The following is a 23,414-nucleotide window of genomic DNA, read 5'->3' as shown; positions in this document are numbered from 1 at the left end:
AAACAGAGACCACCCCCCACGGCAAGCGATTTAATTAATACTAAGGTTCTAGTTTAATCGTCTGTCGGAGGAAGAACCCATATTTTTTTCGTAACCATGACCAATTCTCCCCTGGCGATCGACCCTGCTGTCATTGGCCCTTCCAGGGTTTCCCCCTGGCTAATCAAATTAATTTATCCCCTAGGCACCAGGTTTTTACATTGGTATTTTGGCCCGATCGCCATCCATGGTCAGGAGCATTTACCCCGCAGTGGCCCGATTATTCTGGCCCCTACCCACCGTTCCCGTTGGGATGCAATTTTGCTTTCTTTGGCCGCCGGTCGGGGGGTAACTGGTCGAGACCTCCGTTTTATGGTGGCGGTGACGGAAGTGCAGGGTTTACAGGGTTGGTTTATTCGCCATTTGGGGGGATTTCCCGTTGACGTGAAAAGGCCGGAAATCAGTAGTGTGAGTTATAGTGTGCAGTTACTCCAAGCAGGGGAAATGTTGGTCATTTTTCCTGAGGGGGGCATTTTTCGGGATCAACACACTGTCCATCCCCTCAAACGGGGTATTGGGCGCATTGCCATGGAAGTTTGTAAGCAAAACCCCAACACTGACATTAAAGTGATCCCAGTGACGATCGCCTACAGTGACCCCTACCCAGGCAAAGGCACTTCAGTGGAAATTAATTTTGGCCAGGGCATCGCCGCTAGGGACTACGACCCCAGCACCATCAAGGCTAGCTCCCAAAAACTGACCCGTTGTTTGGCCCATAGAATGCAGAACCTTTACAGTTCCGAGAATGTCTCTCTGTGCGAGGCGATCGCCGCTTCGTGAATTTCGTCAAAACGGCTAATGGGGGAAGGGGCCATCATGATAAGATTTACCGTAAATTAAGATTTTATTCTTTGTCAGTCAGGAAACTCAAATAATGGAAACAATTTATTTGCTCGCTAAATTGCCGGAAGCCTATCAGATTTTTGACCCCCTGGTGGATGTTCTGCCGGTCATTCCCCTCTTCTTTTTGGCTTTGGCCTTTGTGTGGCAAGCGGCGGTTGGTTTTAAATAAACTGGCGATCGCCCCTGGGGCTTGTCATTTTACCTGGTCGCTTAAGAAAATTTGTTGGACCACAATTAAGCTGATATCCCCAAGTTGTCCCCCGTTGGCCATAGCTGGGGAATTTTTTTGTGGGGCAATGCTGATTTTGCCCTGCATTGACCAAGGCCAACGATAAATCTCCTCCCCATAGTGGCCTATTTTTAACCATGGATGTTCGTTTCATTTCCCTCACCAAACCCGAAATTGTCATTGACGGGGAGCCCCTTTCCCCCGAGGGACTAATTGCCTACTGCGCTAGGGTTTCTAGTCCTAACCAAGAAAATCCCAACTACACTAAGCTATTGCAATTTTGCATCCGGGAAGGCCATTGGAGCATTTTTGAAATGGTGGATATGACCTTGGAAATTACCACCACCCGGGCGATCGCCCCCCAAATTTTAAGACATCGATCGTTTTCTTTTCAGGAGTTTAGTCTAAGGTATTCCTGTGCTACCGAATATGAGTGCTATGAAGCCCGTCGTCAGGATGTGAAAAACCGTCAAAATTCCCTAGATGACTTTGATGAAAGCACAAAAAAATGGTTCAACCAAGCCCAGGCAGCCGTGTGGGAAAAAAGTCATCAACTTTATGAAGAGGCCTTGGCTAAGGGCATTGCCAAAGAGTGTGCCCGTTCTATTTTGCCCCTCAATACGGTTACCCGTTTATATATGAAAGGCTCTGTACGCAGTTGGATCCACTATTTCAGTGTCCGCTGTGACCAGGCCACCCAAAAAGAACACCGGGAAATTGCTTTGGCGGCTCGGAAGATTTTTATGAAGCATTTTCCCACTGTGGCGGCGGCTCTGGAGTGGTAGAAGAAATAACCCAGCAAGGCGATCGCCTTTGGATAATCAAAACTTTTGTTCACTCCCCCGAGAGAATGGGCAACAGCAGATGATTTTGGGTTGGGCCATCGGTGACCAAAGCCAGGGTAATAATTTGCTGATCAACCAAATTCGCCAAAACCGCCTGCTGACCAGTGCCAGGGTTGACGGGATAAGCAGGAAAGCTTGCCCCCGCTAAACTAATGCGCAGGCAATCGCCAGGGGACAAAGTTACACAAATTGCCTGGAGACAAATTTCCAAATTAGCTGTTTGCTTACAGCTAGTACAGTAACCCTGGCTGAGGGCCCACACTTCTCCAGTGACCCTAAATTGAGACAAACTCACCGCTACATCGAAACTAGGGCGATCGGATTCCAAAGTGAGGAAAATTTGGGGAACACCACAGATGGTTAAACTTTTCTGCAAAGGCTCAGAAGTATAGGTAACCACATCACTGCGATCATCAATAGTACTTCTTTCCTTCACTCCCTGGGGATAACCACTATGCCCCCCCAAACTGGGTACGGGTCGCCAGGGATCATGAACCCAAACATCGCTAATTTCCTCCGTTGACCTTGCTGGGACCTTTGCCGTCAAAGCACTGCCTTGGGTAGTACCTAAACCAGAGCATTGTAAAAACCAGCTTTGTTGCGTCGAGGGCAAGTCAGTTAAATATCGCCATTGCTTGGTGCCCAGGTCAAATAACTCCAACTTGGCTGGATTAAAGCGGGGCTCTTGCCCTTTAAGAAAATGATCAAACCAGGCTAATTGCAACTGATCCACCCCACTGATGGCAGACTCACCATAATTTTGTCCCCCGGCCCGACTGCCCCAGGGAAAATGCCCCCAGGGCCCCACCACCATTTTTTGCTGAATGCCACATCTTTCTAATTCTGCATATAAACGCCAATTACCTCGCAGATGGGGATCAAACCAACCGCCAATTTGCAACACGGGAATGTCAATTTTTTCCCTAATTTGCCAGCGTTGATCTGGCGATCGCCGTTGCCAATAATCTGCTTCTGGAGGTTGACTGATCCATTGATGGTAAAAGGAATCCGGGGCCAACTCCCCCAGGCGATCGGGAATGGCTGGTTGGAAACCAGAAAAATCGTAACTTTTTGCTAGGCGCATCAACCTTCGAAAAGTTTGCTCATCTTTCCGCCGCTTGGCAGAATCCGTCGCCAACTGTAGGGCCCAGCCGAGGTTATTTTGCAGACAAAAAGCCCCATTTTCATGGGCCCAATCTTGATATAAATCCCAGGCGATCATGGCCGGGCAAATGGTTTTCAAACTCGGATGGTGGTTGGCAGCAGCATACAGTTGGGTCATGCCCTGGTAAGAAAAACCATAGGTGGCCACAGAACCTTCACATTGGGGTAGCTTAGAAACCCAATCTAGGCAATCCTGGCCGTCTTCTACTTCGTGGGCAAATAGATCAAATTCTCCCTCCGAACTCCCTCGACCCCGTACATCTTGGATAATGACTAAATAACCCTGGGCAGCGTACCAATGGGGATGGGCATACACCAGGGTGGAAGCTAAACGGCGGCCGTAGGGTTGCCGCATCAACAGGGCCGGCCATGGCCCACCGGAGTTGGGATAGTAAAGATCGCTGTCCAAGCGGATCCCATCCCTGGTAACCATGGATTGGCAAATGGGTTTTATCAAGTTCAAAGCGGCAACAAAAAATTAGGTTGAGGAAATTAAGGTTTCTGAGTTTGTCTTCTGGATTCTTGCAAAGCTAGAGAAAGAGAACTTTAGCCTTGTTCGATTGGTGGCAAACTCAAAGCCATCATAATATTGCGGTCAATGGAACAACCCAGCCCGGTAAAAGAAATGAGAACACCGGGAACGCTATACAAACATTGTCCTAGTTGCTAAAGCAGAGCTTCAAACTCTTGACGGAGCACATGGGTATTGGCAACCCTAGCCACCAGTAAAGTTGCTTCACTAAAACTGGCCATTTCCCGTCGCCAAGTCTGAATATTGGATTCGTGGTGCAACCAAAAGTTAACCATGGTTTTTACCACTGCGTCCCAGTCCCAGTCAGGTTTGTCGGGAATTAATTCTGTAGCTTGAATCAGCCCATCCAAAGTGCATTCGGGACTGCCCAGGTAGGCCATACTGCGGCGGGGGTTATTTTCCACCTCTTGTTGATAGTTAAAAAAGGTGAAAACCGGCGTTACCCCCAAAATATCAAAGGTATAGTGCATAACAAAAATTTCGCCTTGCGGCAACAACAACAACGTTCAAGAACCCAAAAGCCATGGGCCTTGACCAAAACAGAGACTTCCCCCTAAAGGATTGGGAAATTTAGACTACCCAAGTCCCATTTTGTTGCCCTCAATGGTAGCGCGAAATTTTTTTTGCTGGTATGGCGAAATAACGGAAAATTGCCCAAAACTGTTTTTGTGTTCATTGTGGGAGTGGGTTAGAAAAGTGGTATGGTCAGCCCTAAATCCCCCTTGAAGGAAAAACTTTCATTTTTTTTCTCCCTTGCTAAAGGTGCCTGGCGGGATTAACCCCCATTCCAAACTTTGCAAACAGGCTCTCAAGGGTGTTATGGACGCAAACTTTCCCATTTACCTTACTCCACCGGATTTATCCCCAGCAGCGTTTGTGGCAGCCAATGCCACTGTGGTCGGCAAAGTCCACTTAGGCAAGGATTGTAGTATTTGGTACGGAGCTGTGGTACGGGCGGATCTGGAAGCCATAATCATTGGGGAAGGCACTAATATCCAAGATGGAGCCATACTCCACGGCGATCCGGGCATTGTCACCGTACTAGAAGATTGGGTCACCGTTGGCCACCGGGCTGTGGTCCACGCCGCCCACATTGAACGGGGTAGCTTGATCGGCATTGGAGCAACTATTTTGGATAATGTTCGCATTGGTGCTGGCAGTATCATCGGTGCTGGAGCCGTGGTGACCAAGGATGTGCCCCCCCGGTCTTTGGTGATGGGAGTACCAGCAAAAATTATTAAACAGGTGAGTGAAGGCCAGGTCCAAGGTCTACTAGACCACGGACAAAACTATGTTCGTTTAGCTAAAGCCCATGCCGCCGCAGGGTTGGGTTAGGGGTCCGACATGATAATGGGCAAATTTCCCTCCCCCGAGCCCATAATTAATACCTTGGTGTTGGGCGATTCCGCCAGTTTCTGGGTGGCTTCAATGGCCTTTAATTTAATAATTTGATCCGTCAAACTTTGGGAGAGAATTCTTTGGGAATCAGCTACCCCTTGGGCTTCAATAATTTTTCTTTCCGCATCCCGTCGGGCACTAATTAATTCCAATTGTTTTTTCTGATTACTTTGCTCTACTTCCACTTTAGCTTGGATCGCTTTTTGAATATTTTCCGGCAAAATCACATTTCTCATTAGGGCTTCTTCCACCACAAATCCCAGGGGTTCTAATTGCTCTTTCATTGACTGAACCAGTACTCCGGAAATCTCAGCTCTTTTATCACCATAGATAGAACTTAGATCGTATTTGGCCGTATTTTCCCGGATGAGGGAACGGAAGCGAGAGATAATAATTTCCCTTTGCTGTTCTTCACTGCCGAGGCTAGAAAACACTTCCCCAGCTTTTTCCGGGTTAAGGCGATATTGCAAACTGACATCAATGTTAAAGTTCAAACCTTCTTTGGAAGAGGTATCTACGGTTTCTTTAATGTCCTGCAAACGGGTGGAATAGGTGACGACCTTGGAAAGGGGATTGAGGAAATAAACCCCAGAGGTAAGGGGAGTGGTATCCACTGTGCCCATAGTTTCGATTACCCCCACTTCTCCCGCCGGAATCACCACCAGAGCTCGCCCTAAACTCTGTTGCACAAATAATGCTGACATGAGTAGGGCAATAAAAAATAGCAGGGGCCGTAAAAGTTTAGGAATTTTGGGATTCTCAGGATTTTTAACGGTGATAAATACTGTCCAACTAGCCAAAGCGGCGATCGCCGAGATAACAGCACCCATGGTTAACCTACTTAATACTCATATTGAAGCCATGCTAGCTTATTTTTTTCAATTGTTTGCCCAGAAAATAGTGCTAATACCGAAGAATTTTTTGTGAATATTTTTAAAGCTTGGTTGATGAACAATGGACTATTATTCCTGGGGAGAACTTGCCGTCCGATGCTGCGGCCAACATTAAGCGATGGAATGGGTAATTAGTTATTTATACTCAAGCTTGTTTATGGGGTGCTTGCTCCCTAGGGAGTTAGGGTGGTCTGGTACTCGTTTTCGGTCAGAAAAGCACGTATGATTGAACAGAATTGCAGGGATAACTTTTCCTTGTCAAATTTCATCAATGTCAATAACACCGTAACCCAAGCTTATGTCTCGTTTACGTTCGTTACTTTCCCTTATTCTGGTCTTAGTAACTACGGTCCTCGTTAGTTGCAGTAGCCCCCAGGTGGAAATCCCCACTACCTATAGCCCAGAAAAAATTGCCCAGTTGCAGGTCTACGTCAATCCGATCGCCGTGGCTCGGGACGGCATGGAAAAAAGGTTGCAGGGCCTGATTGCTGATCAAAATTGGGTCGATACCCAAACCTATATCCACGGGCCTTTAGGACAACTACGCCGGGATATGTTGGGGCTAGCCAGTTCTTTGTTACCGAAGGATCAGGATAAAGCCAAAACCCTGGCTAAAGAAGTGTTTGGTCACCTAGAACGATTGGATGCGGCGGCCAAAGACCGTAATGGTTCCCAAGCTAAAATCCAGTACCAGGAAGCCTTGGCGGATTTTGATTCCTTTTTGAACCTGTTGCCCCAAGCTAGCTAGGCATCCTTGAGCAAGATCACAGTTATTGTCCGTTGCTCAATTTACCGAGTGCAAATTCTTTGCTAAGCGCTTCCACTGTTAACCCTTCCGCCCCCTGGCAGGCCAATCTTTGGCTCCGTTATGACCGTCCAGGACACCGTACCCGCATGGTTGAATGCTTGGTGCAGGCTCCTTTGAAAGTGCAACGGTCTTTTTATCCGGATGACACTGGCCAATGTCAGACCATGTTGCTCCATACTGGGGGCGGCATGGTGGGGGGCGATCGCCTGGGCTATGACATTGTGTTAGAAGCCCAGAGTGATGTGTGTTTCACCAGTGCTTCGGCGGGAAAGATTTATCGTAGTTTGGGGCCCTGGAGTGAACAGACCGTCAACCTAGAGGTGAGAGTCGGAGCTTCGGTACTCTGGTGTCCCCAGGAAACAATTATTTTTGACCAGGCCCGCTATCAACAAAATTTCTGCATTAAGCTCCAGGAGCAGGCCCGTTTCAAAGGTTGGGAAATTGTCCGTTTGGGGCGCACCGCCAGAGGAGAAAAATTTACCCAAGGCCATTGGCGATCGAGTTGGGAAATTTGGCAGGGGGATAAATTAATTTGGGGAGAAAGGCAACAGCTAATTGGTTCGGAACAACTTTACGAATCTCCCAATGCCCTGGCGGGCTTCACTTGTTTGGGCACCTATGTGGACTTGAGTCGTTCCTTTGACCAGGATTTAGTCCATCAAGCTCAGGAGATAATTCACAGCCAAGGGCGATCGCCGCAGTTTGGCCTAACTTTAACTGCGACCCAAGGCCTAATTGCCCGCTACCGGGGAAACTCCACCCAAGAAGTTAAGGATATTTTTACGCAACTTAGTCAGGTAATTAGCCCATGATTTATCTAACCCGTCTTCAGCCCCAACCACCTGCTCCGGGCACGGGGGTAAGATTAGCCATTTACCAAAACCAAGGCGGGCCCATTGGTAATACTGAGGCGATCGCCTATTACTTGGCAAAAATGGAAGAAGCCCTCCAGGGAGCCCAACGTTTTGAAGCCCAGCTAATTAGCTTTGCCGAACTTTATCTAACTGGTTATGCCCTTTCTCCCCAAGAAGTCCATCAATTGGCGATCGCCAGGGACGGGGAAGTGATGACCCAGGTGGGGCAACTAGCGCACAAATATCAGATGGCCATCATTTGTCCCTACCCAGAAAAGGCGGCCATTAACGGGGAAATCCACTACTACGACAGCATTAATCTGTTTGATGACCAAGGAAAATTGGTCAAAACCTATCGCAAAACCCATCTTTGGGGCCCCGACGAAAGCAAAATTTACTCCCGCGGCCATCGCCATAAGGAAGAAGGTAAAGCCTTTACGGTCCATAAAGTTAACGGTTTTCCCATCGGTTTATTGAACTGTTATGAAGCGGAATTTGCCGAATTGACCCGTATCCTAGCCCTGCGGGGGGCAAAATTAGTGGTTATTCCCACGGCGGCGGATATTTGGACCTTGTTATCCACTGGGGAAAGGACAAAAATTCCCTACCCTGATGTGTCCCACAACGTTATTCCCGTGCGGGCTTTGGAAAATCATATTTTTGTTGCCTACTGCAATCGGGCTGGCGCTGAAACCAGGCTCAATGCCCAGGGGAAAACGGTATTGGTGGGGGAATATTTAGGCAACAGTGCCATTGCCGGGCCCCATGGTGATCTTTTGCTCTATCCCCGTAATGAAGAAACTTTGCTCATTGCCGATTGTGTCTCCGCAGATTATGGTTCCCTCCATCCAGAACAAACTAATTACTTAGTTGATCGCCAATCAAATCTGTATGGGTCTTTGGCCAGCGAGTTAACCTGATGTCAGGAGTTGCTGATTTCTATGATAATTTCGCCTGCTTGCAGTTTTTCCAGAGCCTGTGGCAAAGTACTTGAGAGAATTCGACGTAAGTTTCGATTCGTAACGTTACCGCAAGTTAGCCAAATGATTTGAGGTGGTATTCCTAATCGACATACAAGATCAACGAAGTCGCTGTCTTTTGTCATGATTACAGAGTTGGCAACTCGTGCGGCATCAAAAATTTCAATGTCTCTTGCATCCCGTAATCCCAGATCCCTCAAAGCTGACGCCTCTAAATCAAAATTACTCGACAGCCAATCTGCCAATGTTGGAGGTAGTTGAGCATCAACCCAAATATTCATGCCGTCAACCGGGAAAAATCAGTCCGCCGTGCAGCAAACACTAGACAAGCCTGAATATCGGCCATTTCTAGGTCTGGAAAGTCCTCTAAAATCTCAGAGGTGCTAACATTCTCAGCTAACATTTCTAGGATGTCGCTCACTCGAATCCTCATCCCTCGAATACAAGGACGACCACCACACTGACCGGGGGTTTGGGTAATGCGAGACAGTAAGCTATTCATTTAGTGTACTAAGATCATTTCATACGAGTAAGATTTTTTTATACTACATCGCATTTTTTGATTTTCTCCTCCCTAACAAAATTTCCGTATCAAAAGTCAGTCAGCCGTTACCCTGAAGGGAAAGTTAATCTCCATTGGCAAAATTGTAATAATCATTATGGTGCATAAAAAAATTGACCTCAACCAGCTCAGTGAAGCGGAAAGCCTACTGACCCCCACCTATGCGGCCCGGGGCCTAGCCAATTCTGTCAGTAAATATGAAATGCCAGAAACGGAAATGCTACCGGCGATCGCCTATAACCTCATCCACGATGAACTGGGGCTAGATGGCAATTCCCGATTAAACCTGGCCACCTTTGTCACCACTTGGATGGAGCCGGAAGCTAGGCAACTGATGGCGGATACCTTCGACAAAAACATGATCGATAAGGATGAATATCCCCAAACGGCGGAAATTGAGTTGCGTTGCGTCAATATTTTGTCCCGACTCTGGAATGCTCCGGCCAGTGCGGAAGCCACCGGCTGTTCCACCATTGGTTCTAGTGAAGCGGCCATGTTGGGGGGGATGGCCATGAAGTGGAAATGGCGGCAACGACGACAAGCGGCAGGGAAACCAGGCGATCGCCCGAATTTGGTTATGGGCATTAACGTCCAGGTTTGTTGGGAAAAGTTTTGTCGTTACTGGGAAGTGGAACCCCGCTTTGTCCCCATGGAAGGCGATCGGTACCACATCAGCCCGGAAGAAGCAGTTAAGCTAATTGACGAAAATACCATCGGTGTAATTGGTATTTTAGGTAGCACCTTTGACGGCAGTTATGAACCCATTGAAGCGTTGAACGATGCCCTGGAAACTTTAAATCAAAGAACTGGTTGGCAGGTGCCTCTGCACATAGATGCCGCCAGCGGTGGTTTTATTGCTCCCTTTTTAGATCCAGATTTGCGTTGGGATTTTCGTTTACCTTGGGTGAAATCCATCAACACCTCTGGCCACAAATACGGTTTAGTTTATCCGGGGGTAGGTTGGATCATTTGGCGGGATAAGGAAGAATTACCGGAAGAATTAATTTTCCATTGCAACTATTTGGGGGGAGATTTACCCAACTTTGCCCTCAACTTTTCCCGCCCCGGCAATCAGGTAGTGGCCCAGTATTATAACTTTCTCCGCTTAGGCAAAGAAGGTTACCGCAAAATCCAACAGACTTGTCGAGATACGGCTCTGTATCTATCTGGCAAAATTGCCCAATTAGGCCCTTTTGAATTGCTCACCGACGGTGGGGATATCCCGGTTTTTGCCTGGAGATTAAAGGACGAAGTATTGGCCAACACTTGTTATACCCTGTACGACATGGCCGACAAATTGCGGGAACGGGGCTGGTTGGTGCCCGCCTATCGCATGCCCAAAAACCGTGAAGATTTGGTGGTGCAACGCATTGTCGTGAAAGAGGGTTTTAGTCGGGATATGGCGGACCTTTTGTTAGCGGACATGGAAAGGGCGATCGCCTATTTTGCCAGCCAACCGGACCACAAACCGAAGCAGGAAGGTTCCCACTTTAGCCATTAGGCATCATAATCATTCACAATGAAACAGACCTTAAATATTTGAAAAATGAATGGGAAGAAAAATTTCTTCCCATTCCACAAAAAATCTAAACACAATTACAAGGAGAATTTCCTACGATTATCAGGTTATTTTCTAAAAACTACCTGGGCAATTTCGTTAATGTCGCCAACAATATACTCCCCGAGTGCAGTGAATTCATAGCTACCGCCTACATCTTTTAATTTGGCGACAATAATGCCTGTGTTTTGACCTCCGTCTTCAGTAATAGAATAGCTAGCAAGGGCTGTGTTAGTCTCGTTATTATAAATTGTTGCTTTTGCATTATTTACAAGGTTAAAAGCCTGTTTTCTTGATTTTGCGTCGTAAATATTGACACAAATATAATAATCTCCATCATCAGTCTTTGTTGCATCTAGTTCTGTAAACTCATCATCTCCTTCTCCCTCGCCAGTCAAATTATCATCACTTAACTTGATACCAGAAATTGCGGTTTTGTCATTAAAAAAGGCAACTTTTTTAGATTCTTTATGTACGACAAAAAGGTCTAAGTCAACATTAGAGCCTATGCTAGCGACATCCCATGACAGCCCTACACGAACTTTCTGAATACTAGACCCATCTGGTTTAGTAAGGGAAAGAGACTGACCTTTTTCTAAGCTTAACATAATTTAAACCGATAGAGTTTTTTTACTGACGTTGTCACCTTACTACAAATCTAAATTGTTCGTAAAGTCGAACTAGGTCGGATTTAGTCAGTTTGTATACTTTAACTATTTTGAATTGTCATCAAATTTAGAAAAAGTCGAATAAAGTCGAATTTAGACGTATACTATTTTGTGCGACAACCTAAACCAAACTTAAATTAACGGATATGATGGATTTAGGGGAGTGCTTGCTTTTCGCTGACGATATGGTGTTTCAAAAAACAGGTAGACACCTGGATGATATTGAGTTTGGGGTCATTGAAGGGGTTTTACAAAGAAAAAAATATGCAGATATAGCGAGAGATTTAAACTGTACAGAAGGATATATTAAGGACATTGGTTACGAATTGTGGAAATTATTCTCAGAAATTTTTGGAGAAGAGATTAACAAATCAAATATTAGGTCTAGCTTACTTCGTCACAAATTCGCCAACAACGTAAGCATTTCTGGAAACGATAATACGGTTGGTTCAATAGACCAAGTTAGTTTTTACGTAGGTTTAGATAAAAGATCAGACAAAAGTTGCCAAAATGATCAGTTTTTGACGAGACTTATTGAAAAACTTCTCACTTTTGGATTAAGTCATGAGCAAATTGCAGAATGCCTAAATATTAATTTGGAAAAACTAGGTATCAAAAACGAGCCTAAAAACACCTAGAGAGTAATCAAGTGTATTGAATTCATGATCGATATGGCCCTAGGCATCGGGGGGATTAACGGGGAAGAAAAATTCCACCCCCTGGTCAATTAAATGCTGATTATTAGCCAAAATTTCCCGCTTAAAGTTCCACGCTAAAACGTAATAAATATCGGGCAAAGTGGTTAGCTCTTTTTCAATTAAAAGCGGAATGTGCATACCAGGAGAAACCAAGCCCCGCCGTAGCTCATTTTTTTCCACCAAATAGTCTAAATATTGGGTACCAATGCCAAAGTAATTGAGCAAGGTATTACCCTTCACCGGAGCGCCAAAGCCCCAAACGGTTTTACCAGCTTGCTTAGCTTCGTCTAAATAGGCCAGGTTTTCTGCCTTCATCGTTTCAATGCGTTGGGCAAAATCAAGGTAGGTTTGGTAATCATTACTTTTTTCATCTATTTCCGACTGGCGCATGGCCTGGAGCCGTTCTGTGGGTTGCCGTTTGCCTTGATGGGTGACAAAACCGACAATGGAACCACCGTGGATAGGAGCTAAGTAGGCATCAAACATGGACAGTCCATGGCGATTGAGCAACACTTCGATGGTTTGGAGATTATAGTACAGTAAATGCTCGTGGTAAATTTGGTCGAAAGCCAGGTTTTCCACAATGCGTTTCATGTAAAGAAACTGCACCACAAATACCCCATCTTCTGCCAACGCTTCCCGAATACCTTCCGTTACGGAATGGAGTTCTTCGAGATGGAAAAAGACGCCCGCCGCATTAATGGCGGAAAATTTACGCCCTAACTTTTCGACTACTTCCAAATTGAAAAAATCATTCAGGGTGGGCACCCCCGCATCGTTGGCAATTTTGGCAGTGGTTTTGGAGGATTCCACCCCCAGTACGTCGTAACCCAAGGCTTGGAAATGTTTTAGTTGGGTGCCATCGTTGGAGCCAATGTCCAGCACGGATTTTCCGGGAGTATTGGCAAAAAAGCGTTCGTCCACTTCCTGGGCCACCCGAGCAAAATGATCACTGAGGGATTTGGTCACACCGGACAAATAGGTGTGGTCCCCAAACATGATTTCTTTTTTAACTGTGTAGTCCAACTGCACGGTGCCGCAGTCCTGGCAGTATAAAACCCGCAGGGGATAATAGGGTTCCTGGCCCACTTCCGCCGGGGTGAGAAAATGGTTACACCAGGGTTGTTCCCCCAAATCGATCGCCAAATCTAGACGGGTAGAATCACAAACACGGCACTGCATAGGAACTAACCAAAAAACTAAGAACCAGGACGACGGGCAAGGGCTATCTTCCCACGTTTGTTGTTTCGGCTCAAGCTGGGGCTAGGCCGTTGGGGGTGTTTAGGGCTGGCAGTGAATTTGCTGTAAATCGGCGATGGTGGCGTCGGTCCCCACTAGGTTTCCCTGGGCATAACCAGGCCAGTGAATGGCGATCGCCCCTTGGGCATGGGCCCCTTTGGCCATGGTGATATCCCCCTGGGCATCCCCAATCATCAAGGTGTGCTCCGGTTTCACGCCCAACTCCCGGCAGGTTAAAAGGTATAAAGCTGGATCAGGTTTACTGAGTCCTTGGTCCGACCCCTTAGCCACATCCACTAGGCTTTGCAATTGGTGATCGGCAATGAACCGTTCCACACTCCTTTGGCGGGCGGCGGAAAGGATGGCAATTTTTACCCCCTGTTGTTGCCACAATGTAAGGCTGTCCACTACTCCGGGGAACATGGGACAGGTATGGGCATTGGCAATAATTTGGCGATCGGCCTGGTCAAAACATTGGTTAGCAATGTCCAAACTCTGGAACCAGCCATAGCCCTGTTCGGCAATGTAGCTAGCGGCGGCAATAACATTATCCCGACGACTGCCCACCGCCATTAGTCCCCCTGGATCTAACTGAGCACTGCTCCGGTCAAAACCAAAGGCCCCAGCCAGGCGATCGCCAAAGTTTGCGGCTGGTATTCCCTGTTCCAATAGGGCCAACCTAGCCACGGTGAGTTTTTCCAGATACACCTTGGAATTTTCCAGAGTGCCGTCCTTATCGAAAATTAGGGCTTGGATCTGGGTAAAAGTTTTGCCTTGAACGGTGATATTAGCCAAATGAACTCCTACAAACGGCGATCGCCTTAGTTATACAGCCAGCATTAAACCGGAAAATGCCAGTACCATGGCCATTAATAGCGCGGGCTATCCACCACAATCGGCATCATTGTAAGCAGTGGATAACTCCGCTAATCTTGCCCTTTCTGAGTCGCCGTGGATAAAGCCCAATTACGAGCCCAATTACTACAAGAAAGAAGGCAATTGTCCGAGGCCCAATGGCAACAGCAAAGCCTGGAACTATGTGCCCAACTCCAGCAATGGTCGGTTTTTCAGCAGGCCAGCCGGATTTGTGCCTATTGCAGTACCCAACGGGAAGCGGATTTACAACCCTTGTTCGATCGCCTAGGGAAAGCAAAAGTTTGGGTATTGCCCCGCTGTGTGCAAAAAAGTTTGGTTTGGCATCCGTGGCAATGGGGACAACCGTTAACCACCGGAGCCTATGGCATTAAAGTGCCCGCCGATCAGACTGAAATTTGGTCACCAAACACAGTGGATTTATTGCTAGTGCCTTGCCTAGCAGGCGATCGCCAAGGATATCGTTTGGGTTATGGCGGCGGCTATTATGACCGACTGTTTGCCGATCCATTATGGCGAGCAGTACCGAAGGTGGGCATATTATTCGAGGCGGGTTTGAGGGAAAAATTACCCCACGATCCTTGGGATATGCCCCTGCAAACCCTAGTGACGGAAAAGCAGATTATCCAAATTGAGAGTTGTTAAGAGGGATTTTCGTCGAAAGAAGGGCTGAAAGGTCGCCATTTTCCCCCTAAGAGCCGGTTTGTAAGGTCTTATCTTGCTACCTAAATTTCCTCACAGCTCTGCAATTCTGGGGGATTTCGCCTCTCTTTCCCCCCAAATTTGGGGGGTCAGGGGGGCTTTTCAAACAAGTTCTAAAACTCCCGCCATACTGGGGATTTTGATTTTCCCCAAAATTAGGAAGCAAGGGGGCTTATCCAGTTCCGTTCTAGGACAAAAATCCGCCAAAAACTACTTAATACCAAGCAATTCCACTTCAAATTCCAAGGTGGCATTGGGGGGAATTACACCACCCGCTCCCCGGGAGCCATAGGCCAAGTCCGGTGGAATGATCAGTTTACGCTTACCACCCACTTGCATGGTGGCCACCCCTTCGTCCCAACCTTTGATCACCTGGCCGACGCCAATGGTGAAGGTAAAAGGCTTATTGCGGTCCACGGAGCTATCAAACTTAGTGCCGTCGGTGAGGCGGCCAGTGTAGTGTACTTCTACTTTTTGGCCTTTAGTGGGGCTGGGGCCTTCCCCTACCACTTCATCGATGTATTGCAATCCAGACTCGGTGGTGACAATATTGGCGGAATTTTCGGCAGTCATGGGAGATGGTTCCGGGGTTTGTAGGGCAGAAGCTTGGGCAATTTGGACTGGTTTAACTTCCTGGGGAGCGGCGATCGCCGACGGAGAAGATTTACCAAAAATGGCCACGGAAATTAACACCAAGCTAAAAAAAGTAACAACGGTCAGACTAATAAGAATGTCGCGCATAGCGGTAAAAAATTTCATCAAAAAAATAGGTCGGAGTAGTGTTGGCCTGATTATCCCATGGGTTCTTCCCCTCATCGACCACTGACTAAACGATTACGCCCTTGGGCCTTAGCTTCATACAAATATTGATCCGCTGCCCCCACCAACTTTCCCCAATCACTGCCTAGGCGGGGAATGGTGCTGGCACAACCAATGCTCAGGGTGACATGGTCGGCGATCGCCGATTGGACGTGGGGAATAGCTAGACGGGTAATCTCCGCCTGGATGTCTTCACCGATGTGGATGGCCCCTTGGAGGTCTGTGTTGGGTAGGACAATCAAAAATTCTTCCCCACCGTAGCGAGCGGCCAAATCCTTAGGACGGTGCACCACCCTGGTTAAAGCCTTAGCCACCTGTTGTAAGCAGTCGTCGCCCCCCTGGTGACCATAATGGTCGTTATAGTTTTTGAAATAATCTATGTCACACAGCAGAATAGAAAAAGGATACTGTTCTCGGATTGCTTCGGACCATTCCGTGTCGAGAAATAACTCCAGTTGACGACGGTTGGCCAACTGGGTAAGTTGATCCACCTTAGCTAAGCGCTCCAACATTTGGTTGACGGATTCCAATTGGTGTTGAAGGCGGTTTTGATAGAGCAAACGTTTTACCCTCTGCCGCAGCACCGCCCAATGAATGGGTTTGGTCACATAGTCGATCGCCCCTGCTTCAAAGGCCCGATCCACCGAGGCTTCATCATCTAGCCCTGTGATCATTAATACCAATGGGGAAGGATTTTGATAAATTTTCATCAGGGCCTGACAACAGGCAAAGCCATCCATGACGGGCATCACGGCATCCAGTAGCACCACTTCTGGTTTAATTTCGGCAAATTTGGTTAGGGCTTCTTCCCCATTGGTAGCCAGTTCTACCCGGTGTCCTTCCTTTTGCAAATAAACCCGCAGTTGCATCCTCATAAAACCGTCATCGTCCACCACCAAAATTTTTGCGGCGGCGGTTTCTATTGGTTGAGGCAGATTCATGGCGAGGGAATGGTGAAGGGCGCAAGGGCTTCCACCACGGCGATGTGTAATTGTCGACAGCGGTCAACCAACTGAGGGGGAGACCCTAATCCTAGGTTACCTGATCCAGCGTTCTTTTCTAGTTGTTGACAAAAAGTGGACAATTGTTGGGCTCCCAGGGAAGCACTGCTGGATTTGAGGGAATGGGCGGTGCGTCTGATCACGGCAAAATCGTCCACCTCTAAGCCCTGTACTAATTCTTCTATGAGCTTTTGGCTTTCCTGGCAGTAACACGCCACCATTTCCCCGAATAGGGTCAGGTCGCCGCCACAGAGGTCGTCCCGTAAAAAGGCGATCGCCGTGGGGTCAAGGGGAGACTCGGTTACATCAGTGGGTTTGACCATGGTTTGTTCTTCCACAACCGTAATTTTGTCCCCTAGAGTAACAATATCTTCCCTAGCTTGGGGGGAAGTGATTAGGGCTGAAGTATCCTGTAGTACTTTTCGTAGTTGGTTAATGGAAATAGGCTTACTAATATAGCCGTCCATGCCAGCATCCAAGCACTCTTGGCGATCGCCCGGCATGGCATTGGCGGTCATGGCCACAATGCGAGGCTGACGTTCCAGCGGCAAGGTTTGACGGATGTGGCGGCAGGCGGTTATGCCATCCATCACCGGCATTTGCATATCCATCAAGACCAAGTCATAGAATTTTTTCTCCAAGGCATCGATCACTTCCTGGCCATTGTTGGCGATCGCCACCGGGTAACCCAAATTATTTAGCATCTGGTGGGCTACCTTTTGATTAACCAGATTATCCTCTGCCAAGAGAATTTGTAGGGCCGGTTGTAGACTGGTGGCGTTATCTTCCGTGGGGAGCCCATCCCCGTCTGGGACAAACTCCGGTAAATCTAACTGATCAAACTGTGGCGCGTAATCAGCCAGACCTATAGACCCCTGAAAAATGTTAACTAAACTGTCAAATATTAAGGACTGACGCACTGGTTTATTGAGCACCGTCTGAAATACAGACAACTCATCCGCTCCCGCCACTAGCCCAGAGGAAAGCAGAATAATGGGCAGATCCTTGCCCTGAGCAAATTGTCGTAGATGGTGCGCCAGGGTAATGCCGTCCATATTGGGCATTTGTAAATCTAAAATAGCCGCATCCAAGTCTGGGCAACGGGCAAACCAATCTAGGGCTGATTCCCCACTGGTAAAGCAATGGCACACCAACCCCCAGGCCTGGCATTGATCCTGCAGAATCCGCCGGTTAGTTTCGTTATCATCCACAATCAAAACTTGTTTACCCTTCATCTGTTGCACCGAATCAGCTTCCGCTAGGGCGGGGGCCTGGGCTGTGGTCAGAATGCAGAAACGAAAATTGGAACCTACCCCCGGTTCACTGGTCACCGTCAGCACCCCTCCCATCATCTGGGTCAGGCGTTGGCTAATGACTAAACCCAATCCTGTGCCACCATATTTCCGGGTGGTGGAAGAATCCACTTGGCTAAAGGACTTGAACAGACGGTCTTGCCGATCCAACGGTATGCCAATGCCCGTATCCCGCAGATTAAAACAGATGCGATGGCTGGGGTGGGGTAAATTCAAAATAGTGTGGTAAGACTCAGCGGGATCAAAGGGTTCCCCTTTCACCGTCAGCACTACTTCCCCCTTTTCGGTGAATTTGAGGGCATTGCCGATCAAATTGGAGAGAATTTGCCGCAATCGTACCTGGTCTCCCAAAATGCGGGCCGGGGTTTGGGGGTCGATGCCATAGGTCAATTCCAAATGTTTAGCCCTGGCAATGGGACCAAACATTTCCAGCACGGTTTCAATTAGGGGTCTCAGTTCAAATGCTTGGGTTTCCAACACCAGTTTATCGGCTTCAATTTTAGAAAAGTCGAGGATATCGTTGATGATGGTCAGCAGGGTTTCTCCACTCTGGCGAATGGTTTGGACGTAATCTAGTTGCTGTAGATTTAAGTCGGTCATAATCAACAATTCCGTCATGCCAATGACTCCATTCATGGGAGTGCGAATTTCATGGCTCATCATGGCCAGGAATTCACCTTTGGCACGGTTAGCGGCTTCGGCGGCCCATGTAGCTTTTTCTAATTCCAGATTTTTCTGGGCCAATTCCCGACGGCGTTCCCGTTCCTTTTCCAGTAGGGCGGCTTGGGCCAGGGCTATGCCCATTTGTTCGGCGATCGCCTCTAGTAACTCAATTTCGTCCGCTGTCCAAACCCGTTGTCGGTCACACTGGTGCAGGGCGATGATGCCGTTGGCTTTACCTTGATAGGAAGTCCGCACTGCCAAAAAGGATTTGACCTGAAACCGTTGGTAAAATGCTTTGGTGTGGGTGGAGTTTAAATCCTGGTCTAGGTCCACCACAGCCATAGCCCGATCGCCTTGAATGATGGTGGGGTCATAGGCTTGTTCCACGGCAATTTCTCCGGCTAACAGGGAAGTAAATTGTCCCCCTAAATACTCCGCCACCACGGGCACCTGTAGGGTAGTGGCTTCCGAGTAGTTGTGGATCAGGCAACGGCTCACCGCAAAGACATTGCCCACTTGACGGGCGGCGGTTTGGAAAATTAAGGTCGGTTGTAAGCTCCGGCGGATTTCCTGGCTAATTTTCCGCATTAACAGGATTTGATTAAGCTTTTTCTGGAGGATGTCCTGGGCCTGTTTACGGTCAGTAATATCCAGACAAGACCCCACGTAGCCCATAAATTTCCCGTCTTCGAGGTAACGGGGCACCCCCACATTGACAATCCAACGGTATTGCTGGTCTACCCTGCGGTAGCGATATTCCAATTCAAAACGTCGGCGATCGCCAAAGGCCTGGGAATAAACCCCTAAGTAATGGCCCTTATCATCGGGGTGAATGCCTTCTAGATAACCATTGCCCGATTCTTCCGCTAGGGTAGCCCCCCGGAATTCCAACCAAGACTGATTGACAAAGGTCATTTTTTTGTCCTGGTCCGCCACCCACAACATAATCGGGGAGGTGTCCGCCATCATGCGAAACCGGGCTTCACTTTCGCGCAAACTTTTTTCCGCCTGTTTGCTGGAGGTAATTTCAAAGCGGATGGCTAGGTATTGATAGGGATTGCCATTGTCATCCAAAAAAGGAACAACGGTGCTGTCAACCCAATAGGTATTACCGGCTTTGGCTCTATTGTTAATTTGCCCATGCCAGACTTTTCCTGCCCTAATGGTCTGCCAAAATTGTTGAAAGAATTCTGGGGAATGGTAGCCAGAACTGACCAAGCGATGAGTGTTGCCAATTAATTCTTCCCGACTATAACCAGACACCTCGACAAATTTATCGTTGACGTAGGTGATAACGCCCTCGGTATCAGTAATGGCCACAATGGCCGCTTCATCCAGGGCGGTTTTTTGCACGGCTAATTCCTGGAGAGTGGATTTTAAAAACTCTTCGACCTTTTGCTGTTGTTTGATTGATTCACTCAGTTGTTCACTATGTTTACTACTTTTTTGCAGATAATAAACGGCGATCGCCACGGCCCAAGCCATCAGCAAACCACTGAACAAAATCCATTGCGATGAACCGTACTGATCTAGCAGAATGGGGCCCGGCACCAATTGCAGTTGCCAACGGCTGGTCATGGCTTCCGCCTGGGGCAATGAGTTAGCCCATGCCAATTCCTGGGTCACCACAATGTCCTGCTCCCAATCGTCAGGGACATCGTTATAAATGAGTTGATTGCCTTCAAAAATACGTAGACCAAAACTCCGCAGACCACTATCCTGGTCTGGTTTATTGCCGGACAGAGGACGAACGGAGCCGATGAACTGATCGAGCTGGAAAACCCCCACCACAAAACCGTCAAACCTATCGCCAATAAATAGGGGGACATAGACCAAAAATCCCTTCTCTCCTTGGTCTAAATCCACCACTCCGCTGAGGATGGTATTTTTTTGCCGGGCCGCTAGCTCTAGGGACTGGATTTGGTGGGGATATTGGTTGGCATAGTCAATGTCGTGCTCATCATCGGGCAATGGTTCAACCCACCGCACCACAAACTTTGGATCTACCCATTGAATCGTCTGATACCCATCGAAGCCTTCTGCTTGGGCCCTGGCATCTAACCGCCAATCTGTTTGCTCCGTTCCCGTCGGCGATCGTTCCCAACGTCCGGCCATCTGCTCTAATTGACGGACATGGATATTGAGCTGGTTTTCAATTTGTTCGTGGATGTTAGTTAGGCGATTGGTCAAAACCTGCTTCAGTCGCTCTTGAACTTGGTTGTAGAGAAAAAGCCAAGTATGAACAGTCATTACCGATAGCCCGGCCCCGATGAGAATTGGTAGTACGGGGGAAAGTAATAGGCGACGCAGGGGAGATTTCATCGATATCACAGTGGCACTAATAACCATGATAAATACCTATTCAGACCATTGATTAGACTCAACAAATCTTTCCAAAAGAAAAATCGCCCCCCAGAAAAATTATCCGTTTGGCGATCGCCGTTTAATTTAATTTTTTGTTATTTCTAGACCAACTTAGTCGGGGCCATAATCGGTGAACTAGGCCGGTTATTGAAACAGATTTTTCCCAGGGCCACCGGAGCTAAAACTGGGTGAGATGGACTGGTTTAGCAGTCGTAGTACAAGGAGAATTCGTAGGGGTGGGGGCGCAGACGCATGGGGTTAACTTCGTTGTCCAGTTTGTACTCAATCCAACTTTCCACAAAGTCAGGGGAAAATACACCAGTGCCGGTGAGGAATTCATGGTCTTTTTCCAACGCTTCCAAGGCCGCTTCCAGGGAGCCGGGGGTGGAAGGAATCTTAGCCAATTCTTCCGGGCTGAGGTCGTAGATATCCACATCCAAGGGTTCGCCGGGATCGATTTGATTTTTAATCCCGTCAATGCCCGCACAGAGCATGGCGGCAAAGGCCAGATAGGGATTGGAGGTGGCGTCGGGGCAACGGAATTCCAGACGTTTGGCCTTGGGGTTACCACCGGAGAGGGGAATCCGCACGGAAGCAGAACGGTTACCTTGGGAATAGGCCAAGTTAACGGGGGCTTCAAAACCGGGCACTAGGCGCTTGTAGGAGTTGGTGGTGGGGTTAGTGAAGGCCAACAAAGCGGGGGCATGTTTCAAGATCCCGCCGATATACCACAGACCCATCTGGCTAAAGCCGGCGTATTTGTCCCCAGCAAAGAGGGGCTGGCCATCTTTCCAGAGGGATTGGTGCACGTGCATACCGGAACCATTATCGTTGAAGATGGGCTTGGGCATAAAGGTAACGGTTTTGCCGTACTTTTTGGCCACGTTTTTGATCACATACTTATAGATCATCAAGTTGTCAGCGGAATTGACCAACTTATCGAACTTGATGCCCAATTCGTTTTGACCACCGGAAGCTACTTCATGGTGATGCTTTTCAATGGGAACGCCAAAGGCCGCCATGGTGAGCAACATTTCTGTGCGGATATCCTGGGCGGTGTCGGTGGGAGCCACGGGGAAATAACCCTGTTTGTAGCCTGGTTTGTAGCCGAGGTTGCCCCCTTCTTCTTCCCGACCAGTGTTCCAACGCCCTTCGACACTGTCGGCAAAGTAGTAGCTGGAGTTTTCCGTTTGGCCAAAGCGAATATCATCGAAGAGGAAAAATTCGGCTTCGGGGCCAAAGTAAACGGTGTCGGCAATGCCGGTGCCGCGGAGATATTCAGCGGCTTTGGCCGCAATGGTGCGGGGGTCACGGTTATACCATTCCCCGGTGCGGGGCTCCTTGATGCTGCAAATCATGGACAAGGTGGGTTCTTTGCAGAAAGGATCGATGGTGGCGGTGTTTGGGTCGGGCACCATGCACATATCAGATTCGTTAATGGCTTTCCACCCCCGGATACTGGAGCCATCAAAGGGAATACCTTCGGTGAAGGAGTTTTCGTCAAGTTGGTCGTAATAGAAGGAGCAGTGCTGCCAAATTCCCGGCGTGTCAATAAATTTGAGGTCGATAATCTTAATGTTTTCGTCTTGGATCCACTTGAGGACTTCCTGGGGGGTTCTGGCCATTTTTTCTCCTTAGTGCAGTCAGATAAATTACGATTTTGCGCTGCGTCGACTATCCATCGTAAAGAGTCAAGTAGTTAGAAAATGTATTTTTCGCTACCATTTTTTGCGGCTCCATTCTGGCGATCGCCTAGAAATGACGGAAACCATCGCAAATCCCATTAACATTTAGATCAGTGACCATACCCAACCCGCAAGTACTAAAATATTGCTGTGATCCCATCTGACCTTTTCCTACGGGATGCCACCATTACGGATTTAGATTCTATTGTTGCTATCTACAATGCCAACATTCCCCAAAATGTGGCCACCGGCGATACCGATGCGATTACGGTGGAAAGCCGTCGTCAGTGGTTTGCGGACCATGGACCAGATACCTATCCTCTCTGGGTGTTGGTAACGGAGCACAAGCAAATAGTTGGTTGGTTGGGTTTTCAGCGGTTTTATGGTCGCCCGGCTTACCACCGCACTGCGGAGTTGAGCATTTACCTCGATCCCCTCTGGCATCATCGGGGTTTGGGGCAGTATTTACTCAAAACGGCGATCGCCAAAGCCCCCCAGTTGGGGCTGAAAACTTTGCTGGGATACATTTTTGCCCATAATCAGCCCAGTATTCGTTTGTTTCAACGCCATGGTTTTGAGCAGTGGGGTCTATTGCCCAAGGTGGCGGAGTTGGGGGGGCAGGAACGGGATCTGCTGATTCTAGGATTACGGTTAACAACCTCACAATGATGGCTGTTCTGGCCC

General features: G+C 48.1%; 23 protein-coding genes. 11 read left to right on the top strand and 12 right to left on the bottom strand.

Annotated elements, in window-relative coordinates:
* Positions 1-96: 96 nt before the first annotated feature.
* The 3 genes from SYNPCCP_RS02580 to thyX all read left to right on the top strand — a co-directional run bounded on the left by SYNPCCP_RS02580 (position 97) and on the right by thyX (position 1,896).
* Positions 97-819 carry a 1-acyl-sn-glycerol-3-phosphate acyltransferase gene (locus SYNPCCP_RS02580; RefSeq protein WP_010871704.1) on the top strand — a complete coding sequence of 241 codons (723 nt, stop codon included), beginning with the start codon at positions 97-99 and terminating at the stop codon, positions 817-819.
* Positions 820-913: 94 nt separating this feature from the next.
* Positions 914-1,051, top strand: coding sequence for a photosystem II reaction center protein K (locus tag SYNPCCP_RS02575; RefSeq protein WP_010871703.1), 138 nt, complete (start codon positions 914-916; stop codon positions 1,049-1,051).
* A gap of 197 nt (positions 1,052-1,248) precedes the next feature.
* Positions 1,249-1,896 carry an FAD-dependent thymidylate synthase gene (gene thyX / locus SYNPCCP_RS02570; RefSeq protein ID WP_010871702.1) on the top strand — a complete coding sequence of 216 codons (648 nt, stop codon included), beginning with the start codon at positions 1,249-1,251 and terminating at the stop codon, positions 1,894-1,896.
* A gap of 49 nt (positions 1,897-1,945) precedes the next feature.
* Here thyX and SYNPCCP_RS02565 read toward each other — a convergent pair whose 3' ends face one another.
* Both SYNPCCP_RS02565 and SYNPCCP_RS02560 read right to left on the bottom strand, forming a co-directional pair.
* Positions 1,946-3,583 carry a CocE/NonD family hydrolase gene (locus SYNPCCP_RS02565; protein ID WP_223211335.1) on the bottom strand — a complete coding sequence of 546 codons (1,638 nt, stop codon included), beginning with the start codon at positions 3,581-3,583 and terminating at the stop codon, positions 1,946-1,948.
* A 203-nt stretch (positions 3,584-3,786) separates the two neighbouring features.
* Positions 3,787-4,122, bottom strand: a complete 336-nt coding sequence (locus tag SYNPCCP_RS02560) for a hypothetical protein (protein ID WP_010871700.1) — start codon at positions 4,120-4,122, stop codon at positions 3,787-3,789.
* A gap of 292 nt (positions 4,123-4,414) precedes the next feature.
* Between SYNPCCP_RS02560 and SYNPCCP_RS02555 the strand changes: the two genes are divergently transcribed.
* Entirely contained in the window at positions 4,415-4,987 is a 573-nt protein-coding gene (locus tag SYNPCCP_RS02555) for a gamma carbonic anhydrase family protein (RefSeq protein ID WP_010871699.1), read from the top strand.
* On the opposite strand, the gene SYNPCCP_RS02550 is transcribed toward SYNPCCP_RS02555, so the two are convergent.
* Positions 4,984-5,880, bottom strand: a complete 897-nt coding sequence (locus SYNPCCP_RS02550; RefSeq protein ID WP_010871698.1) for a prohibitin family protein — start codon at positions 5,878-5,880, stop codon at positions 4,984-4,986. The genes SYNPCCP_RS02555 and SYNPCCP_RS02550 overlap by 4 nt on opposite strands.
* A 361-nt stretch (positions 5,881-6,241) precedes the next feature.
* On the opposite strand from SYNPCCP_RS02550, the gene psbQ reads away from it, so the two are divergent.
* Genes psbQ through SYNPCCP_RS02535 form a run of 3 tightly spaced genes read left to right on the top strand, consistent with a single transcriptional unit; the run spans position 6,242 to position 8,525 of the window.
* Positions 6,242-6,691 (top strand): photosystem II protein PsbQ, encoded by a 450-nt coding sequence (psbQ, locus tag SYNPCCP_RS02545; protein ID WP_010871697.1) that lies wholly within the window; start codon positions 6,242-6,244, stop codon positions 6,689-6,691.
* 59 nt (positions 6,692-6,750) lie between these two features.
* Positions 6,751-7,563 carry an urease accessory protein UreD gene (locus SYNPCCP_RS02540; RefSeq protein WP_014407074.1) on the top strand — a complete coding sequence of 271 codons (813 nt, stop codon included), beginning with the start codon at positions 6,751-6,753 and terminating at the stop codon, positions 7,561-7,563.
* Entirely contained in the window at positions 7,560-8,525 is a 966-nt protein-coding gene (locus SYNPCCP_RS02535) for a carbon-nitrogen hydrolase family protein (RefSeq protein WP_010871695.1), read from the top strand. Before SYNPCCP_RS02540 ends, SYNPCCP_RS02535 begins: the two co-directional genes overlap by 4 nt.
* A 2-nt stretch (positions 8,526-8,527) precedes the next feature.
* Here SYNPCCP_RS02535 and SYNPCCP_RS02530 read toward each other — a convergent pair whose 3' ends face one another.
* Positions 8,528-8,866 (bottom strand): DUF5615 family PIN-like protein, encoded by a 339-nt coding sequence (locus SYNPCCP_RS02530; protein ID WP_010871694.1) that lies wholly within the window; start codon positions 8,864-8,866, stop codon positions 8,528-8,530.
* On the bottom strand, positions 8,863-9,087 hold the full coding sequence (locus SYNPCCP_RS02525) for a DUF433 domain-containing protein (protein WP_010871693.1): 225 nt from the start codon (positions 9,085-9,087) through the stop codon (positions 8,863-8,865). Before SYNPCCP_RS02525 ends, SYNPCCP_RS02530 begins: the two co-directional genes overlap by 4 nt.
* 157 nt (positions 9,088-9,244) lie before the next feature.
* Between SYNPCCP_RS02525 and SYNPCCP_RS02520 the strand changes: the two genes are divergently transcribed.
* Positions 9,245-10,648 (top strand): glutamate decarboxylase, encoded by a 1,404-nt coding sequence (locus SYNPCCP_RS02520; RefSeq protein ID WP_010871692.1) that lies wholly within the window; start codon positions 9,245-9,247, stop codon positions 10,646-10,648.
* Between the two features lie 125 nt (positions 10,649-10,773).
* Here the strand turns inward: SYNPCCP_RS02520 and SYNPCCP_RS02515 are convergent, their stop codons facing one another.
* Positions 10,774-11,313: a TerD family protein gene (locus SYNPCCP_RS02515; RefSeq protein ID WP_010871691.1), complete on the bottom strand. Its 540-nt coding sequence runs from the start codon at positions 11,311-11,313 to the stop codon at positions 10,774-10,776.
* 206 nt (positions 11,314-11,519) lie between these two features.
* Here SYNPCCP_RS02515 and SYNPCCP_RS02510 point away from each other — a divergent pair, with 206 nt between their 5' ends.
* Positions 11,520-12,011, top strand: coding sequence for a hypothetical protein (locus tag SYNPCCP_RS02510; protein ID WP_010871690.1), 492 nt, complete (start codon positions 11,520-11,522; stop codon positions 12,009-12,011).
* A gap of 39 nt (positions 12,012-12,050) precedes the next feature.
* On the opposite strand, the gene SYNPCCP_RS02505 is transcribed toward SYNPCCP_RS02510, so the two are convergent.
* Both SYNPCCP_RS02505 and SYNPCCP_RS02500 read right to left on the bottom strand, forming a co-directional pair.
* Complete coding sequence (locus SYNPCCP_RS02505) at positions 12,051-13,253, bottom strand: class I SAM-dependent methyltransferase (protein WP_010871689.1); 1,203 nt, start codon at positions 13,251-13,253, stop codon at positions 12,051-12,053.
* 99 nt (positions 13,254-13,352) lie between these two features.
* A complete protein-coding gene (locus tag SYNPCCP_RS02500; RefSeq protein ID WP_020861455.1) occupies positions 13,353-14,105 on the bottom strand; it encodes an HAD family hydrolase in 753 nt (250 codons plus the stop codon).
* 156 nt (positions 14,106-14,261) lie between these two features.
* Between SYNPCCP_RS02500 and SYNPCCP_RS02495 the strand changes: the two genes are divergently transcribed.
* Entirely contained in the window at positions 14,262-14,828 is a 567-nt protein-coding gene (locus tag SYNPCCP_RS02495) for a 5-formyltetrahydrofolate cyclo-ligase (protein WP_010871687.1), read from the top strand.
* 267 nt (positions 14,829-15,095) lie between these two features.
* Here the strand turns inward: SYNPCCP_RS02495 and SYNPCCP_RS02490 are convergent, their stop codons facing one another.
* From SYNPCCP_RS02490 to glnA, 4 genes are all read right to left on the bottom strand, one after another.
* Positions 15,096-15,701 carry an FKBP-type peptidyl-prolyl cis-trans isomerase gene (locus SYNPCCP_RS02490; RefSeq protein WP_010871686.1) on the bottom strand — a complete coding sequence of 202 codons (606 nt, stop codon included), beginning with the start codon at positions 15,699-15,701 and terminating at the stop codon, positions 15,096-15,098.
* The gene (locus SYNPCCP_RS02485; RefSeq protein ID WP_010871685.1) at positions 15,698-16,645 is read right to left on the bottom strand and encodes a PleD family two-component system response regulator; all 948 of its coding nucleotides are present in this window, start codon (positions 16,643-16,645) and stop codon (positions 15,698-15,700) included. Before SYNPCCP_RS02485 ends, SYNPCCP_RS02490 begins: the two co-directional genes overlap by 4 nt.
* Positions 16,642-21,003 carry a high salinity-induced biofilm formation sensor histidine kinase Hik14 gene (gene hik14 / locus SYNPCCP_RS02480; RefSeq protein WP_223211334.1) on the bottom strand — a complete coding sequence of 1,454 codons (4,362 nt, stop codon included), beginning with the start codon at positions 21,001-21,003 and terminating at the stop codon, positions 16,642-16,644. Before hik14 ends, SYNPCCP_RS02485 begins: the two co-directional genes overlap by 4 nt.
* 245 nt (positions 21,004-21,248) lie before the next feature.
* The gene (gene glnA / locus SYNPCCP_RS02475; protein WP_010871683.1) at positions 21,249-22,670 is read right to left on the bottom strand and encodes a type I glutamate--ammonia ligase; all 1,422 of its coding nucleotides are present in this window, start codon (positions 22,668-22,670) and stop codon (positions 21,249-21,251) included.
* A 210-nt stretch (positions 22,671-22,880) separates the two neighbouring features.
* Between glnA and SYNPCCP_RS02470 the strand changes: the two genes are divergently transcribed.
* Positions 22,881-23,399 carry a GNAT family N-acetyltransferase gene (locus tag SYNPCCP_RS02470; protein WP_010871682.1) on the top strand — a complete coding sequence of 173 codons (519 nt, stop codon included), beginning with the start codon at positions 22,881-22,883 and terminating at the stop codon, positions 23,397-23,399.
* The last annotated feature ends 15 nt before the right edge of the window (positions 23,400-23,414 follow it).

The organism is Synechocystis sp. PCC 6803 substr. PCC-P, assembly GCF_000284455.1.
GTDB lineage: Bacteria > Cyanobacteriota > Cyanobacteriia > Cyanobacteriales > Microcystaceae > Synechocystis.
The sequence above is the reverse complement of the archived record's forward strand: the minus strand, read 5'-3'. Positions and strand labels throughout refer to the sequence as shown.